A 14,823-nucleotide genomic window follows, 5' to 3' on the forward strand; every position below is an offset into this window, starting at 1 on the left:
TTTTGAACAAAAATAAAACTTATTTATGGATTGGGTAAAATTTAAGCTTTAAATCTTTTGCAATACTTTGTTGGGATGGGCGTAAAAGGTGTTTTTTATAAAAATATTGGTTACTTTTGTGTAAATTATTTTAATACAGTGAAGGATTCTACGAAGCATCAAGGATTGCGCAATCAGTTGGTTGAAGCATTGAAGGAAAAGGGCATTGAAAATCAAGCCGTACTTCAGGCGATAAGACGCATTCCTAGGCATTTATTTATAGATTCAAGTTTTGAAAATTTTGCCTATCAAAATACAGCTTTTCCCATCGGAGCAGGTCAAACCATCTCGCATCCGTACACGGTTGCTTTTCAGTCAGAGTTGTTACAGATCAAACCAGAGGATAAAGTATTGGAAATAGGTACAGGAAGCGGCTATCAAACAGCTGTTTTAGTTGCAATGGGCGCTCGTGTTTACAGTATTGAACGCCAATTGGAATTGTATAAGAAAACATCACTATTGTTGCCTAAGTTAGGGATTCGCCCCAAGCTATTAACCTTTGGCGATGGATATAAGGGATTGCCCAACTATGCGCCCTTTGATTCTATTATCGTAACGGCGGGAGCCCCTTTCATTCCACAAGCCCTAATGGGACAACTTAAAGTAGGGGGACGTATGATTATTCCAGTAGGAGAAGAACAACAAACCATGATCGAACTCATCCGCTTGAATGAAACCCAATTCGAAAAACACGAACACGGTGATTTTAAATTTGTTCCCATGTTGGAAAATAAAAACTAGATACAAGCAAAAAGCATCTCATTTGAGATGCTTTTTTTGTTGAAAAAAATTATTAAGGTTTGTTGTTTGTTCTAGATAGAAAGCGTGTTATACTGCTTTTCGTTTAGTTGGAACATATACTTATGTGCATTGGGTGTTCCCACAAAATACGCTGGTAAATCTTTTAAGTCTACTCCGTATACTTGAAGAGCAAATTCACATACAACAAGCTTGATTCCCGCTTTGTTTGCAGCATCTAGTTCTGGTCGCAATTCTTTGTTGTTCAACTCTTGAACCATCTGCCCCATAATTACAATTTCGAAAGCAACAGCCGGATTCGCTTGTTTCATCTCCGAAGCTGTCATAATCGATGCACGTAAATTCTTGGTAGACTGAACTAAAATAGCGTATTTATCTCCTGTTGTTACTTGTAGTGTTGCTTCGTTTGTAGCATGCGTAAGGTTTGTCGCATTCACCATCGTTGTAGTCCCTACTAGCACGGCAATAGCCCATAACATTCTTCTCATAATGTACTGTTTTTGAAATTTGTTTGAAGCAAAACTACAGGATCAAAAGGGAAACAACAGTAACAATTGTTACAGTACAATAAAATAAATTAAGCTACTTTTGAGTTCAATTAAAAAGAAAAAAGATGAATACAATTACAGCTTACTTCAAGAAATGGACACCGATGCGCTACATCCGTTTAGGACTTGCTCTGTTGTTGCTGTTTCAAACGATAGATTCTCGCATTTGGGTATTAGGTATCCCCGCCGCTTACCTATTTATACAAGCGGTATTTAATTTTGGATGTAAGAACGATTCTTGTGTGAGGTAAGGTTTTTTTTTAGGTGAAGTTGTGAGGTTTGCTCTTTGTGAAGTTGTAAATGCTCCACAAAGTACAAATCGTAACGTAGCGAAAATCGTAACGTAGTGAAGATTCATCGCATACGAAAATAAAACATTAACCAATGAGATAAACCTTATAAAAAAAACGGTCAACAAACTATTGTACCAATAGAATATAATTTTCACTTGGATCAGATTGAATAGAGCCACGGATGTACAATAGCTCTTCTTTATTCGTTTTGAGGTTGAGTTTGACTAGACCAACTTCACAGTAGAAGTAAGCGGTGTTTTCGTCTTGTATTGCAATATTGGAGATTGGATCGTTTTGCAAGTCGATTTCCTTTTCTAATTTTCCGTTTTTTGCATTTACAACGAAGAAGGTACTCTTGTTGTTGTACGCGTATAGTTTATTGTTGAATACTTCCATTTGTTTGAGTTCAAAACGCGATTCTGCGTGTTCTTTGCGTGGAACTTCCGTTTGCCAAGTAACGGCTCCTGTTTCTGGATTTAGCGCATAGAAATTACGTGCAGTTGCCAATAAGAGCTGGTTGTTCTCATAGGCCATTTTATGTCCTACAGCTCCTTCGGGTAGTTCTTTTTCCCATACGATATCTAACTTTTCAGGATCTAATGCAAAGAGATCTCTAGATAAATCAGCGATAAAAACGCGCGTTCCATCTGTTACGGCTCTAGAATACATGCCCGTTTTAAATCCGCGGATGTATAGTGCTTGTCCTGTTTCTGCATTAAAACTGTAGAAATAAGGCGCATTGGGAACGAATATTTTACCATTGCTGTACAAAATAGGCATGTGGTTGTATGGGTATTCTAGTTGGTAATTCCAAATGTGAGATCCTGTTTTTTTGTCTAGTGCATAGATGTTTTTATTTTCGTGTTGGGTAACGACATATAATTTATCCTCGTGAATTACAGGGATTTGATTGATCATCATTTTGTTGAGCGCTCCATTCTTCAATCCAATTTTTACTTCCCAAAATATCTTTCCTGTTTTGTGATCTAGGGCATATAATTCTCCATTGTGAAAGGGAACATATAAAACGCCGTCTTCTAAAGTCATTTTGTTTCGCGCATAGGTAACCGTAGAGTCACTAGCGGCAAAAGACCAGTTGATCTTTTGAGTTTCAAGATTAAAGGATTTAACTGTTCCGTCATAATCATAAATGAGGATTGCATTTTTATCTAGGGGCACTTTTTCATATTCGCGATAGCGATCATGGAGTACGAAGTCGTATTCTGTTCCAATCTGCTTGTTGGAATACTGATTGGTTTGACTACGCGGGGCCATCTTTGGAGCCACCGGTTCTCCGTCTCCCGTTTTAGGGTAGTTATCTGATTCTCTGTTTTGACCTATCGCCACAACAGTTAACAAAAAGACTAGCAGAAGAAGCAGATTCTTTTTCATTGTTCAAGTTGTAATGTTTGGTTGTAGTTATAAAAAAGCATCCAAGAGGATGCTCCTATACGGGAATGATCGCTTTAATACGCTTTCTTCAAGCGATCTAAAGCTATTTTATTGTCTCGATCTTTGATGGTTTCTCGTTTGTCGTAGTTTTTCTTTCCTTTACACAAAGCGATATCCATTTTAGCTAGTCCTTTTTCATTGATGAACAAACGAAGTGGAATAATCGTCAATCCTTTATTTTGAACACTTTTGTGTAAACTCTTTAGCTCTTTCTTATTCAATAATAGCTTGCGTTCCGTTTTAGCTTTATGGTTAAAGTGACTGCTATTGGCGTATTCCTCAATCTGTGAGTTAATCACAAATAGTTCTAGATTTTGGAATTCACAGAAACTCTCTGCAATACTAGCTTTTCCTAGTCGCAATGATTTAATTTCCGTACCAGTAAGTACAATTCCAGCGGTATATTTATCTAAGATTTCGTATTCGAACTTAGCTCTCTTATTTAGAATGTTGATGTTCTTTTGCATAGCACAAAAATAATAAAAAATTAAAGTAAAACTACTTTTGCATAGAAACTGTTCTTTGGCTTTAGGGAAATTGATCAAACAACAAAAAAGGCTACTACCAAAAGTAATAGCCTCTATCTATATAAGGGAAGTGGGATTATAGAAATTTATATCCAACTGCAATAAACCACGTATTGGGTTTAGATGAAAAATCTTTGCTGACATTGCTAAGACCCCCATCATATGAAACGTCAAAAGTGAATTTTAAAACATCAACCCCTGCACCAACGCGGTATCCAATGTTTGATTTGTCAAATTCATTAAATGCGTTATCAACAGAACTCTTCGATAAGTTGTTCAATACAACCGAGTAAACACCACCACCGAAAACTCTTACGTTATACAACGGACTTTTCAATAGTTTATATCCGTATACTACGGGGATTTCGATGTTTTTCATCGTTGTTTTATCACTTCCAAGAGGAGATTCAAACTTAACGCTTTTCTCCGTGTACATTACATCCGCTTGAATATACGAGCGATTTAAGTTAATACGCGCCATTGCACCTACTCCAAACCCCGATGAGTTTTTTGTACTGTACTCTTTCGGATTACTCGAGAAATCAGTGAAGTTTAACCCTGTTTTAATTCCAACGTTTATTGGAGATTGAGCATAAGAGTTGAACGCAAATGTCGTTAGTATAATGCTAAATAGTAAACCTAATTTTTTCATAATTCTCTTTTTATTTAACTGCTAAATTAAGTAAAAAAGAATCGCTTACAAATAAAGATCATCAAAAAAACACAAATGCGTTTACTAGGAGAAGGCGGTGAAATTGAAAAATCGCGATTTTTTGCCTTTTAAAGCTGCAAAGAAGGTCATCTTTTAATGGGCTTAGTCTTCATGATTGCAAAGTAAGAAGCCGTAAAGGCAGATAAGCTTTTATAGCCAATTTGATGTGCTATCTCACTGAGGGTATATTGCTGTTGATCAAGTAATTCAATGCTCTTTAAGATGCGAATTAGTTGGGTGTATTTTTGAAGGGTAATTCCCGTCTCTTGTTTGAATAATCGCTGTAAACTGCGGATTGATAGTTGAGCAATGGCAGCGAGATCGTCTATTTTACAAGTAGTTGCATACGAAGTATTGATGTGATTACACACATCTAATAAAGGAGGATGCGTAGGTACTGGAATCTGTAGGGCTTCATTTTCTTGACAAAATGCTGGTAAATTGCGCAAAATCGCTTGAATAAAAAGCACTTGTTCAGGTTGTTCTTCAAGAACCTGGTTCCACTTAGTGGCGTATAAAAGCATCTCTTTTAATACGGGAGGTGCAGAGAAAACACGTACGTGCTGAAAAAAGTCGTCTTGTGGAACCGTCTTGAACAGAGCAACGCGTAAATGAACGGCTTGAGCTTCTGAACTAATGCGATGTTCAAAATTAGAAGGAATCCAAATGACGTGATTTTGAGGAACTAGGTAGGTTTTTGTACCCAAGTGAAAGTATTGGTATCCTTGTTCTACATAGGTTAATTGATAGCGTTGATGCGCGTGAACGTAAGGATCGTGTATCCAGTTTTGTACATACCAAAAATAGGCTTCAATGGAGATATTATCCATATAATCTCCTTTATTTTGTTCCGTTAATCCACATTTAGTCGTGTCGTTTTGCATCTACTTTTTGGCAAAGTTAATAAAAAAACCACGTTTATCTTTGACTTTGAAAAAACAAGAGAAAATGAAACAAGTTGTTATGATTCTTTTAGGAGTCGCTAGTACACTAAGTTCACAGGTTATGGTGGGACAAGATAAACAAACTGCTATTTTAGTACTCATTGATTCAGATCAAGGAGGTACTTATGCCTTGGCGAAAGAAATTGCACAGGGTGTTGAACAACAACAAGGCGTAAAAGCGATCATCAAAAAAGTAAAAGAAGATGATCTTACTGTTATGAAAGAAATTCCTGTTGCAAGTTCAGAGGAGTTACCTCTATACGACGGAATCGCTTTTGGATCACCTGTATATTTCGGAAATATAAGTACGGGCATGAGTGCATTTTTAGCAAAGACCGTTGACCTTTGGACTCAACAGGCGTTAGAAGAAATGCCCGCAACGGTGTTTATGTCTGGCGGTAGTGGTGCAGCAAATGAATTGGCTTTACAAGCGTTTTGGAATACGTTGTCCGTTCATGGAATGTTGATGATTCCCAATGGGATTAGTGGATTCGAACGCATAGATAAAACCGTCGTACAAGGTAATTCGGTTTTGGGAATTACAAGTCCCGCTTCGGTCTCTGCTGTTGAACGACCTACAAAAGACGAACGCTTTTTAGCACGTGTACAAGGAGAAAAATTAGCGCGGATCGCTTCAGCACTCCAAGGAAGTAGAAAAAAAGAAGTAGGACATTTGAAACAAAAGACTTCTGTTTCAAGAGATGTTAATCGCATTTTAGAAGAAAAGAATATTGTTCTGCCGACTTTGCCCAAACCTGTTGGAAACTATGAATTGTACGTGCGTACGGGAAATTTGGTGTTTATAAATCAAGTGGCATTGAAAGAGGGCCAAATATTCAACCCTGGAAAAATAGGTGTTGACCTTCAAGAGGAGCAGGTACAAGAAGCTGCAAAAGTAACCATGCTCAATGTTCTTGCGATATTGAAAGAAGCCGTTGGTGGAGATCTGAATAAGGTTAAACGCTGTGTGCAATTGATTGGTGCGTTTAATACGGTAGATACTTATACGCAACATGCGGTGTTGATGAATCCCGCTTCGGACCTTGTTGTGGAGGTGTTTGGTGAAAAAGGAAAACACACGCGAAATACGGGAGGAGCAAGTTCTCTGCCTTTAGGATCTAGCGTTTCGATTCAAGCGGTTTTTGAGGTGGAATAGTTTTTTTGGAGGGAAGAGAGTGAAGCTGTTTTCTTTCCAATTAAAAATCAAAAAAAATAGAAACGCAAAAACACTTTTTTGTACTTTTGACGAATCACCCATCACCTTACGCGAAAAAAACGTTTACCAAAAATTACAAATATGCGTAAAGCTTTTGGCCTATTTTGGGTCCTATTTTTTCTGTATTTCATTTTTGTTCATCCTGCTATTATCTATTACGGGAGTGAATATCAAAGTCATCAATTAGACGCTGTAAATCCGACTGAAGCCTTGGTATATCTAGGGTTGAGTATAGCACTTTGGGGAGTTGTATTCGCTGTTTTATTGTACCTTATTTTCAAGTACACTATTCAGTCTAAGCGAAATATAGCGCAAATTAATCAAACGGGTAAACGCTTAGAAGCTCGTATTGTTCAAGCAAGTAGAAGTATGGTGTTCAAGCACAAGGAAGTGCTCAAATCACTCGTACTTGCTTTGCCTAATCTCGAAGGGGAATCCATTCGACATACCCTAGAAGTAAGAGATGCTAGACCAGAAGAAAGGCGTTTTGAAGAAGGGAAAAGATTACATCTTCGCGTAGATCCGACCTTTACCCAACAGCCTTACGTTGTTGTTGAAGGAGCGAAAGGTTACGTAAACGCTTGGTTTTTTGTTGCCTGGTTGCTTTTTTTAACGGGAATAATCTACTATTATAGCTATTCTTATCAAGTAGAAAGTCAAGGGTATGGTTGGCGTTTTTTAACGTTGAGTCATCCTTTGGTCAGCAGTGCTGGTTTTTTGATTCTATTTACTGGGATTATTTATGTGATTGTAAAGTTCTTGTTTTTTCGCAAGATGAATATTGGAACTTCTACTTTGGCGCTCAAGTTTAGAGGAAAACGAGCCAATGGAACTGTGGTACAGGTGCGACAAACAGGAACGTATATCAATGAGCAACCAGAAGTTCGATTTGATGTTGAATACATGGATAATACCGGTGTACTGCATCAAGTGGTACTAAAGAAAATCGTGTCTTTACTCGATGTAGGAAACGTTAAAAATCAAACCACTTGCGTGCTGTTCTACGATCCTAAACAACCCCAAAAAGCGAAATTTGAACAAGATGTTAATCCAATGTAAACCATGAGAAAAAAAACGATACCCCTCAGTCTACTGTTGCTTGCTCTTGTTTTTCTGAGCTCGTGTTCCGATTTTTTAAAGTCGATTGAAGAGACAAAAAAGGGAAGAAGGGATAGCGATGCCGTTGAGGAAAAACCAGTACAGCAGCAAAGGGAACTCCAAGTAGAGGAAGTTAGAGTCAATCAAGTCCAAAAGAAGGTGGAGTTTGCCGCTCATAAAGAAGAACTACAAAAAGTAGAAGAAGCACTGCGCAATCTCCCTCAACTGAAAGACAAACCTATCTACGTTTATCAATCCATTCATTTTTACGATAATTACCGTGTCTTGCTGCGGATTCAAAATCCTGATAACCCCACGTATGTCGATGAATATTATTATGTTGATGGACATTGGCAGGAACCAAAACCTGTTGTACTGTCTAAACACACGAAAGTTGAACAAGACGTCGTATCTTTAGATGAGATTCCATTTGTACGGGCCAATAAGGTATACGAAGTATTAAAAGCTAAAGTAGAAGAAATAGGGGGAGATCCTACGGATCTACTGGTGTATGTTGTTACGAGAAACAATCGCGTACGCTGGTACCCACGAACAATTAGCAATGAGCGCGCCAGGTATGCTATTGAATTTAAAAAAGACGGAAGTTTACTTTCTTTTGAACAAGAATAAAAAGTGTAGCAATGAACATAAGAAGGCGGTAAACTAAAGGTGTAACTTACAGGGCGTGGTGATTTTATGCAGCTTCGTTATACAGTCGCAGTCGATAAACAAAAGCCCGCGATTTCTACTTTATACCGGAGTACCAAGAGGTACTCAAGTACATGATGAAATCCGTAAAAGTAAGCGAAGAAATGATAGCATCCAATTGATGTAATAATGTGTATAATGCAAGAGAATTGTCCTACCTTTGTACAATTAAAAATATACAAGAAAAGAAGTTATGGGGATTTTTTCAAAAACTTGTGAATATGCCTTACGAGCGGTTTTATATATTGCCAAGCGAAGTGAGCAAGGGTATAAATCGGGGATAAAAGAAATTGCGCAAGAAGTCAATTCTCCGGAACATTTTTTAGCCAAGATCCTTCAAAAGTTGAGTAGGGAAGGACTCATACAATCAACTAAAGGACCGAATGGAGGGTTCTATCTCGAAAAAGAAGATTTCAATCGACCACTTGCTGAAATTGTAGAAGCGGTGGAAGGAAAAGAACTCTTTATGGGCTGTGCTATGGGTTTGAGCTATTGCTCAGAAACCAATCCTTGTCCTTTACATCACGACTTCAAGAAGATTAGGGATAATTTAGCTTGTGTGTTGAAAACTACTACAATTGGTCAGTTCAATCAAGGACTTATTGATGGAGCGTTTACCTTGAATAAATAAAATAGTTTAAAAATTTAGGTGTTTTTAGTTGAATAAAGGATATAAAAGTCTTTTATTTGTAAGGCAATAGAATTTCCTTTTAGGAAAAGGATAACTATATAAAGGATAAAAGACTCTTTTTGTCCTGTAATTTAAAACTAAAGACAAATGACAACAAATCAAATTGAACTTGTACAAGCTACAGTTCCTATTTTAAGAGCCCATGGAGTGGCGCTAACGAAGCATTTTTATCAGCGTATGTTTGAACACAATCCGGAGTTGAAGCATGTGTTTAACATGGGAAATCAACAAAATGAGAAGCAACAAACAGCGTTGGCATTGGCAGTTTTAGCTTATGCAGAAAACATTGAACAGCCAAGTGTATTACTACCTGTTGTAAATTCAATTGGACATAAACACACAAGTTTAGATATTCGAGCAGAACATTATGCGATTGTAGGAAAACATCTTATTGCTTCGATTAAGGAAGTGTTAGGGGAGGTAGCAACGGATGATTTACTCGGGGCATGGGCCGTGGCTTACCAAGAGTTAGCTGATTTGATGAGTGGACATGAGCAGCAAATTTACAACCAAAAAGTAAGTGAGAAAGGTGGATGGACGGGATGGAGACCCTTTGTTGTCAAGGATAAAGTGGTGGAATCTAGTGAGATTACTTCCTTCTATTTATATCCTGCAGATCAAGGACCAATTGCTGATTTTAAACCCGGACAGTATTTGAGCTTGCGCTTATTTTTACCTGAGTTAAATTTATTACAGCCTAGACAATATAGTATTTCTTGTGCTCCGAACGGACAGTACTACCGCATTTCTGTAAAAAGAGAAAAGGGAAGTCAGCATCCTGATGGGTTGATTAGCAATCGCTTGCATCAAGTTGTGCAAGTTGGGGATGTGGTGGAATTATCCGCTCCTTCGGGTGTGTTTGTTTTGCAAAATACTAAGGCGAAAAAGAAAGTATTTATTAGTGGAGGAATCGGGCAAACCCCATTGTTATCGATGTTGGAATCGTTGATTCTACAAAAGGACGCACCTGCTGTTCAATGGATTCACGGTTGTAGAGAAGTGGAAGTACACGCTTTTAAGAATAGACTAGCGGAAGTTGTACAGCAACATGACAATGTACAACAACACATCTTTTATGATGTAGTAGAGGAGACTGCAGCTCATGTGAATAAAGGCTGGGTTGAGCTTGCTCAAGTTAATGATGCTGTTGTATCTCAAGATGCGGAATACTACATCTGTGGCCCTCGTGGTTTTATTGAAAAACACTATCAGTATTTAGTGAGTCAAAACATTGATAAGGCATCGATTTTCTTTGAAGAATTTGGACCTGCTTCCTTGCAAATGTAAAGCGACCAAAAATAAAAAATCCCCTTGACTTTCTAGGTTAAAGGGATTTTTTATTTTTTTTCTCGATATAAACCAAGTCAGGATGGATCTCCTGTAAGGTCGTTATAAAGTCGTTTTTGTCTTTTGGTGATAGTAAAATACGGTCATAGGTATTAAAGTGAACATCCAGTCGATCCCTCGATAAAGCAGGTGCACTTACTAAACTGTTTGATTCTTCTATCTTTCGAATGCTACTGATGGTCAGGGTTTGGTTTACGGTAAAACCGCTTCTAATATGCAGGGTTTGCGCTACAGTATCAATTTCATAATAGGTGCGTATATATAAATCGCCTATAAAAAAAGCGGTTACAAGAAGCACAAGGCTAATGATCCATTCGGGTGAAAAAAAAGCAGCTACGAGGCATCCTATTCCTGTTGCACCAAGGCATACAACCAAAAGAACCGATATTTTACTTCTGTATTTTATTTTCATAGGAACGAAAAAGGTTTAAAACTCAAATGTAAATCAATTTTAATAAAGTAGAAAAACATTCTTCTGGTATTAGCTGGACTACTGCTAATTGTAAAACTGAGCTGTACTAATGCTCCATGTAAAGATTACTTTTGTGCTCAAATCTAGCAAAAACCGGGGTTAGGTTTGATTCAATAGTTTAACTACAACTTAATGCAACGAGTATGAACAACAACAACAACAACAACAACAACAACAACAAACTATTATTTGAATTAATTAAAAGAGAGGAAACGAGACAGCGCGAGTCTTTAGAGCTTATTGCATCAGAAAATTTCGTAAGTGATGATGTGCTAAGAGCAAATGGCTCTATTTTAACAAACAAATACGCGGAAGGTTATCCTAGTAGACGCTATTATGGCGGTTGTGAATATGTGGATTTGGTTGAAAATATGGCCATAGAAAGCATCAAAGAGATTTTTGGGGCTACTTATGCGAACGTACAACCACATGCTGGTTCTCAAGCAAATTTTGCTGTATTAGCTGCTTGTCTACAGCCGGGGGATAAGATTTTGGGTTTTGATTTAACGCATGGCGGACATTTAACGCATGGTTCGTCGGTTAATTTTTCGGGTAAATTATACCAACCTGTTTTTTACGGTGTAGAAAAGGAAACGGGGGTATTGGATTACGATAAGATACAAGCGATTGCTCTACGTGAAAAACCCAAGATGATTATTGCTGGTGCAAGTGCGTATTCGCGAGAGATTGATTATAAGCGATTTAGGAAGATTGCGGATAGTGTACAAGCCATTTTGTTGGCTGATATGGCGCATCCTGCAGGTTTAATTGCCAAGGGATTATTAAGCGACCCTGTTGCGCATTGTCATATTGTTACGACGACTACGCATAAAACACTCCGAGGACCCCGTGGTGGTGTGATCTTACTGGGACAGGATTTTGAGAATCCGCTGCAACTCAAGAATGCTAAAGGAGATATAAGATCCATGTCTTCTGTTCTTGATTCTACGGTTTTTCCAGGTAATCAAGGTGGACCACTGATGCATACCATTGCAGCTAAAGCGGTGGCTTTTAATGAGATTTTAACTGATGATTTTGCGTACTATGCAAGACAGATTCAAAAAAATAGCCGTACGATGGCTCAAGCTTTTCTCGATAAAGGCTATACGGTCGTATCAGGGGGAACAGACAACCACTTGATGTTGATCGATTTGAGCAACAAAGGCATCACCGGAAAAGAAGCTGAACTAGTATTAGAACAAGCGGGAATTACCTTAAATAAGAATATGATCCCGTATGATAAACAGTCTACGGCAGTTACCTCTGGTATTCGAATTGGAACGCCTGCGATTACCACACGTGGGTTGCTACAGAAAGAGATGTATAGCATCGTAGAATTCATTGACGAAGTATTGAAAAATAAAGATAACGCTGTAAAACACCGTCAAATAAAAGAGGAGGTTCAACGCATGATGCAGGACTATCCCATGTTTGCATCGTAGTGTTTACTATTGATCTGATTTGTATGTTGTGGGTCTCTCAATACGGATTGAGAGACCTTTTTTAATGCAGGAAAATGAGGGGGATTTGAAAATAACTGGACCACCATAAAGTTTGAAACTGGCATATAGTACTAATCCAAATAGCTCGTACTTTTGTGCGTATAAATAATACAAAACGAGCAAGTGATTTGGGTTTCGGCCTAAATGTACTGGAGTGCGAATACAAACGAATACACAAAGCTATATATGAATACAATTCAGATGGTCGACTTAAAGCGACAGTACCAAAAAATCCAAACGGAGATTGACGCTGCAATTAAAGAAGTAATCGATAGTGCTACGTTCATTAATGGACCTGCAGTTAAGACATTTACTACTAATTTGGAAGCGTATACAAAGGCCAAGCATGTGATTCCTTGTGCGAATGGTACAGATGCGTTACAAATTGCTTTAATGGCGCTGGATTTACAACCGGGTGATGAGGTGATTACTCCTTCTTTTACGTTTATTGCTACGGTAGAGGTTGTTGCTTTGTTAGGGTTAACTCCCGTGTTTGTCGATGTTGATCCTGCTACTTTTACCATGAGTATTGCGGATCTACAACAAGCTATTACACCGAAAACCAAGGTGATAATTCCCGTGCACCTATATGGTCAATGTTCGGATATGGAGCCGATTCTGGAATTGGCTCAAGCGAATAATATTGCAGTGATCGAAGATAATGCACAAAGTATTGGTGGGCATTATGTAGGAAAGGATGGTGTGTATAAAACAGGTACAATGGGAACGATTAGCAGTATTTCGTTTTTTCCATCTAAAAATCTTGGAGCTTATGGTGATGGGGGAGTGATTATGACCAATTCTGATGAATTAGCTGCGAAAATGTGGAAGATCTGTAATCACGGTTCGGAAAGGCGCTATTATCACGAAATAGTAGGTGTAAATAGTCGATTGGATAGTATACAAGCTGCTATTTTGAATGTAAAACTCAAATACTTAGATGCGTATTGTGATAAGCGAAGAGCTGTTGCCGCTTTTTATAATCGCGCTTTTTTCAATCACCCAAATGTAATTACACCCTTTGAACCAGCATATAGCCATCATGTCTATCATCAATATACCTTGATTTTGGAAGATGTCGACCGAGATAGGGTGCATCAAATACTCGCAGAAAGAGGAATACCGACGATGATTTACTATCCTGTACCTTGCCATCAACAAGAAATGTTTCAGCAATTACAGGATCGAAAGTACGATTTACCGCATACAACTTATTTAACGTCTAGGGTGTTGTCGTTGCCGATTCACACAGAGTTGACAGAAGAAGAACTTAGGCATATCACGACACAAGTGCTCGAGGTTATCGAAGAAGTAAAAGCTAAATCCAACTAATAAGTATCGAAGGGAGATGGAAGTAAAAAGCAAAAAAACAATTGTCATTCACAGTAAAGTAGCGTATGGCTATGTAGGGAGTAATACGACTGCTTTAGTATTGCAACTAGCGGGTCAAGATGTAATTGCGGTGCCAACGGTTGTTTTATCCAATCGCTATGGTTTGCCAACGGTAGGCGGTGGATTGATGCCGCGTGCCTTATTTCAAGATGTACTCGACGGAATCCGAAAGCTGAATATCTTAGATGAAGTGTCTTCGATCGTAACGGGGTATATTGGATCGGCTGAACTAGTGGAGAGTACCGCACAATTTATTCGCGAAATAAAAAAGAGTCACCCGCATATTTTATACGTGTGCGATCCTGTAATGGGGGATGTGTCTCGAGGCTTATATGTGGATCAAGAAGTACCAAAAGCGCTCCTACAACAATTAGTGCCTTTAGCAGATCTCTTGACGCCTAATCCCTTTGAAATGGAAAGAATCCTAAATCAAAAGACAACAACGTATGAAAAGATGGTGGAGGCTATTCAGCAAGATCCGATCTTGTTAACGAAAGATATATTGATTACAGGTTGTCAATTTGAGAATAGAACGAAGGAAGTATTGCAAATTGTTGTCAAACAAAAAGAACACTATGAGGTAGTGGAGGTCGACTATGTTCCGGTTGATCCACCGGGAACAGGAGAGCTTTTCGCGGCCGCTGTCTTGCTACTCAAGTTAAAGGAGTGCGAGTCGTATGCAGTTTGCGCCAAAGAAGCAAGTCTTTGGGTTAAAAGAGCGTTACGTCGTATCGTTAATGAAGGAAGAAGTGAATTCGATTTAAAAGATATAATGGCGGTGCATCCGCATAGCACAACGTAAAAAGGAGAAGTATACGCGACAAATGGCTATTCGCTCGGGTAGCTTTTGGAAATCAATAAAATAGGTTGTATATTACGTTTTTACCGAAATAAGGTTCCGTGGCCGATTGGGAGGCCTGATTACGCAATAATCAGTAGATTGGTTCGAATCCAGTCGGAACCTCAAAAATGGTTTACAGTTGACTGTTCACGGTTGACCGTACGCTATAAACAAAAAAGCCTTTCAATGAAAATTGAAAGGCTTTTTTTATGTGGGGAGAGCAGGATTCGAACCTGCGAAGGTTTCCCAACGGATTTACAGTCCGTCCTCGTTGGCCGCTTG

General features: G+C 38.5%; 16 protein-coding genes and 1 tRNA gene. 11 read left to right on the top strand and 6 right to left on the bottom strand.

What is annotated here, in order from left to right; genetic code table 11:
• Nucleotides 1–138: 138 nt before the first annotated feature.
• Complete coding sequence (locus ACPDG9_RS10750) at nucleotides 139–780, top strand: protein-L-isoaspartate(D-aspartate) O-methyltransferase (protein WP_430527757.1); 642 nt, start codon at nucleotides 139–141, stop codon at nucleotides 778–780.
• A 71-nt stretch (nucleotides 781–851) separates the two neighbouring features.
• On the opposite strand, the gene ACPDG9_RS10755 is transcribed toward ACPDG9_RS10750, so the two are convergent.
• The gene (locus tag ACPDG9_RS10755) at nucleotides 852–1,286 is read right to left on the bottom strand and encodes a hypothetical protein (protein ID WP_430527758.1); all 435 of its coding nucleotides are present in this window, start codon (nucleotides 1,284–1,286) and stop codon (nucleotides 852–854) included.
• Between the two features lie 125 nt (nucleotides 1,287–1,411).
• Between ACPDG9_RS10755 and ACPDG9_RS10760 the strand changes: the two genes are divergently transcribed.
• Nucleotides 1,412–1,597 (top strand): hypothetical protein, encoded by a 186-nt coding sequence (locus tag ACPDG9_RS10760; RefSeq protein WP_430527759.1) that lies wholly within the window; start codon nucleotides 1,412–1,414, stop codon nucleotides 1,595–1,597.
• Between the two features lie 168 nt (nucleotides 1,598–1,765).
• Here the strand turns inward: ACPDG9_RS10760 and ACPDG9_RS10765 are convergent, their stop codons facing one another.
• The 4 genes from ACPDG9_RS10765 to ACPDG9_RS10780 all read right to left on the bottom strand — a co-directional run bounded on the left by ACPDG9_RS10765 (nucleotide 1,766) and on the right by ACPDG9_RS10780 (nucleotide 5,214).
• A complete protein-coding gene (locus ACPDG9_RS10765; protein ID WP_430527760.1) occupies nucleotides 1,766–3,031 on the bottom strand; it encodes a PQQ-binding-like beta-propeller repeat protein in 1,266 nt (421 codons plus the stop codon).
• 74 nt (nucleotides 3,032–3,105) lie between these two features.
• The gene (gene smpB / locus ACPDG9_RS10770; RefSeq protein WP_182647584.1) at nucleotides 3,106–3,558 is read right to left on the bottom strand and encodes an SsrA-binding protein SmpB; all 453 of its coding nucleotides are present in this window, start codon (nucleotides 3,556–3,558) and stop codon (nucleotides 3,106–3,108) included.
• A 136-nt stretch (nucleotides 3,559–3,694) separates the two neighbouring features.
• Nucleotides 3,695–4,270 (bottom strand): porin family protein, encoded by a 576-nt coding sequence (locus ACPDG9_RS10775; RefSeq protein ID WP_430527761.1) that lies wholly within the window; start codon nucleotides 4,268–4,270, stop codon nucleotides 3,695–3,697.
• A gap of 146 nt (nucleotides 4,271–4,416) precedes the next feature.
• The gene (locus ACPDG9_RS10780) at nucleotides 4,417–5,214 is read right to left on the bottom strand and encodes a helix-turn-helix domain-containing protein (RefSeq protein WP_430527762.1); all 798 of its coding nucleotides are present in this window, start codon (nucleotides 5,212–5,214) and stop codon (nucleotides 4,417–4,419) included.
• A gap of 64 nt (nucleotides 5,215–5,278) precedes the next feature.
• Here ACPDG9_RS10780 and ACPDG9_RS10785 point away from each other — a divergent pair, with 64 nt between their 5' ends.
• The 5 genes from ACPDG9_RS10785 (at nucleotide 5,279) to hmpA (ending at nucleotide 10,274) form a co-directional block, all read left to right on the top strand.
• The gene (locus ACPDG9_RS10785) at nucleotides 5,279–6,430 is read left to right on the top strand and encodes an Atu1372/SO_1960 family protein (protein ID WP_430527763.1); all 1,152 of its coding nucleotides are present in this window, start codon (nucleotides 5,279–5,281) and stop codon (nucleotides 6,428–6,430) included.
• A 141-nt stretch (nucleotides 6,431–6,571) separates the two neighbouring features.
• Complete coding sequence (locus tag ACPDG9_RS10790) at nucleotides 6,572–7,549, top strand: hypothetical protein (RefSeq protein ID WP_430527764.1); 978 nt, start codon at nucleotides 6,572–6,574, stop codon at nucleotides 7,547–7,549.
• A 3-nt stretch (nucleotides 7,550–7,552) separates the two neighbouring features.
• Entirely contained in the window at nucleotides 7,553–8,218 is a 666-nt protein-coding gene (locus tag ACPDG9_RS10795) for a hypothetical protein (RefSeq protein WP_430527765.1), read from the top strand.
• A gap of 271 nt (nucleotides 8,219–8,489) precedes the next feature.
• Complete coding sequence (locus ACPDG9_RS10800) at nucleotides 8,490–8,927, top strand: RrF2 family transcriptional regulator (RefSeq protein WP_430527766.1); 438 nt, start codon at nucleotides 8,490–8,492, stop codon at nucleotides 8,925–8,927.
• A gap of 147 nt (nucleotides 8,928–9,074) precedes the next feature.
• Nucleotides 9,075–10,274 (top strand): NO-inducible flavohemoprotein, encoded by a 1,200-nt coding sequence (gene hmpA, locus ACPDG9_RS10805; RefSeq protein WP_430527767.1) that lies wholly within the window; start codon nucleotides 9,075–9,077, stop codon nucleotides 10,272–10,274.
• A gap of 37 nt (nucleotides 10,275–10,311) precedes the next feature.
• Here hmpA and ACPDG9_RS10810 read toward each other — a convergent pair whose 3' ends face one another.
• Entirely contained in the window at nucleotides 10,312–10,746 is a 435-nt protein-coding gene (locus ACPDG9_RS10810) for a PH domain-containing protein (protein WP_430527768.1), read from the bottom strand.
• Between the two features lie 203 nt (nucleotides 10,747–10,949).
• On the opposite strand from ACPDG9_RS10810, the gene glyA reads away from it, so the two are divergent.
• The 4 genes from glyA to ACPDG9_RS10830 all read left to right on the top strand — a co-directional run bounded on the left by glyA (nucleotide 10,950) and on the right by ACPDG9_RS10830 (nucleotide 14,664).
• Nucleotides 10,950–12,248: a serine hydroxymethyltransferase gene (gene glyA, locus ACPDG9_RS10815; protein WP_430527769.1), complete on the top strand. Its 1,299-nt coding sequence runs from the start codon at nucleotides 10,950–10,952 to the stop codon at nucleotides 12,246–12,248.
• A 246-nt stretch (nucleotides 12,249–12,494) separates the two neighbouring features.
• Nucleotides 12,495–13,640 (top strand): DegT/DnrJ/EryC1/StrS family aminotransferase, encoded by a 1,146-nt coding sequence (locus ACPDG9_RS10820; RefSeq protein WP_430527770.1) that lies wholly within the window; start codon nucleotides 12,495–12,497, stop codon nucleotides 13,638–13,640.
• A 16-nt stretch (nucleotides 13,641–13,656) separates the two neighbouring features.
• On the top strand, nucleotides 13,657–14,502 hold the full coding sequence (pdxY, locus tag ACPDG9_RS10825) for a pyridoxal kinase (RefSeq protein WP_430527771.1): 846 nt from the start codon (nucleotides 13,657–13,659) through the stop codon (nucleotides 14,500–14,502).
• A 92-nt stretch (nucleotides 14,503–14,594) separates the two neighbouring features.
• Nucleotides 14,595–14,664 (top strand) — tRNA-OTHER (locus tag ACPDG9_RS10830).
• The last annotated feature ends 159 nt before the right edge of the window (nucleotides 14,665–14,823 follow it).

The sequence above is a fragment of the Myroides sp. C6-3 genome, assembly GCF_050522425.1.
GTDB lineage: Bacteria > Bacteroidota > Bacteroidia > Flavobacteriales > Flavobacteriaceae > Flavobacterium.

What these genes read in the sequence shown, in the direction of transcription:
- ACPDG9_RS10755 (WP_430527758.1), bottom strand. Translation starts at nt 1,286, where the DNA reads ATGAGAAGAATGTTATGGGCTATTGCCGTGCTAGTAGGGACTACAACG.
- ACPDG9_RS10760 (WP_430527759.1), top strand. Translation starts at nt 1,412, where the DNA reads ATGAATACAATTACAGCTTACTTCAAGAAATGGACACCGATGCGCTAC.
- ACPDG9_RS10765 (WP_430527760.1), bottom strand. Translation starts at nt 3,031, where the DNA reads ATGAAAAAGAATCTGCTTCTTCTGCTAGTCTTTTTGTTAACTGTTGTG.
- smpB (WP_182647584.1), bottom strand. Translation starts at nt 3,558, where the DNA reads ATGCAAAAGAACATCAACATTCTAAATAAGAGAGCTAAGTTCGAATAC.
- ACPDG9_RS10775 (WP_430527761.1), bottom strand. Translation starts at nt 4,270, where the DNA reads ATGAAAAAATTAGGTTTACTATTTAGCATTATACTAACGACATTTGCG.
- ACPDG9_RS10780 (WP_430527762.1), bottom strand. Translation starts at nt 5,214, where the DNA reads ATGCAAAACGACACGACTAAATGTGGATTAACGGAACAAAATAAAGGA.
- ACPDG9_RS10785 (WP_430527763.1), top strand. Translation starts at nt 5,279, where the DNA reads ATGAAACAAGTTGTTATGATTCTTTTAGGAGTCGCTAGTACACTAAGT.
- ACPDG9_RS10790 (WP_430527764.1), top strand. Translation starts at nt 6,572, where the DNA reads ATGCGTAAAGCTTTTGGCCTATTTTGGGTCCTATTTTTTCTGTATTTC.
- ACPDG9_RS10795 (WP_430527765.1), top strand. Translation starts at nt 7,553, where the DNA reads ATGAGAAAAAAAACGATACCCCTCAGTCTACTGTTGCTTGCTCTTGTT.
- ACPDG9_RS10800 (WP_430527766.1), top strand. Translation starts at nt 8,490, where the DNA reads ATGGGGATTTTTTCAAAAACTTGTGAATATGCCTTACGAGCGGTTTTA.
- hmpA (WP_430527767.1), top strand. Translation starts at nt 9,075, where the DNA reads ATGACAACAAATCAAATTGAACTTGTACAAGCTACAGTTCCTATTTTA.
- ACPDG9_RS10810 (WP_430527768.1), bottom strand. Translation starts at nt 10,746, where the DNA reads ATGAAAATAAAATACAGAAGTAAAATATCGGTTCTTTTGGTTGTATGC.
- glyA (WP_430527769.1), top strand. Translation starts at nt 10,950, where the DNA reads ATGAACAACAACAACAACAACAACAACAACAACAACAAACTATTATTT.
- ACPDG9_RS10820 (WP_430527770.1), top strand. Translation starts at nt 12,495, where the DNA reads ATGAATACAATTCAGATGGTCGACTTAAAGCGACAGTACCAAAAAATC.
- pdxY (WP_430527771.1), top strand. Translation starts at nt 13,657, where the DNA reads ATGGAAGTAAAAAGCAAAAAAACAATTGTCATTCACAGTAAAGTAGCG.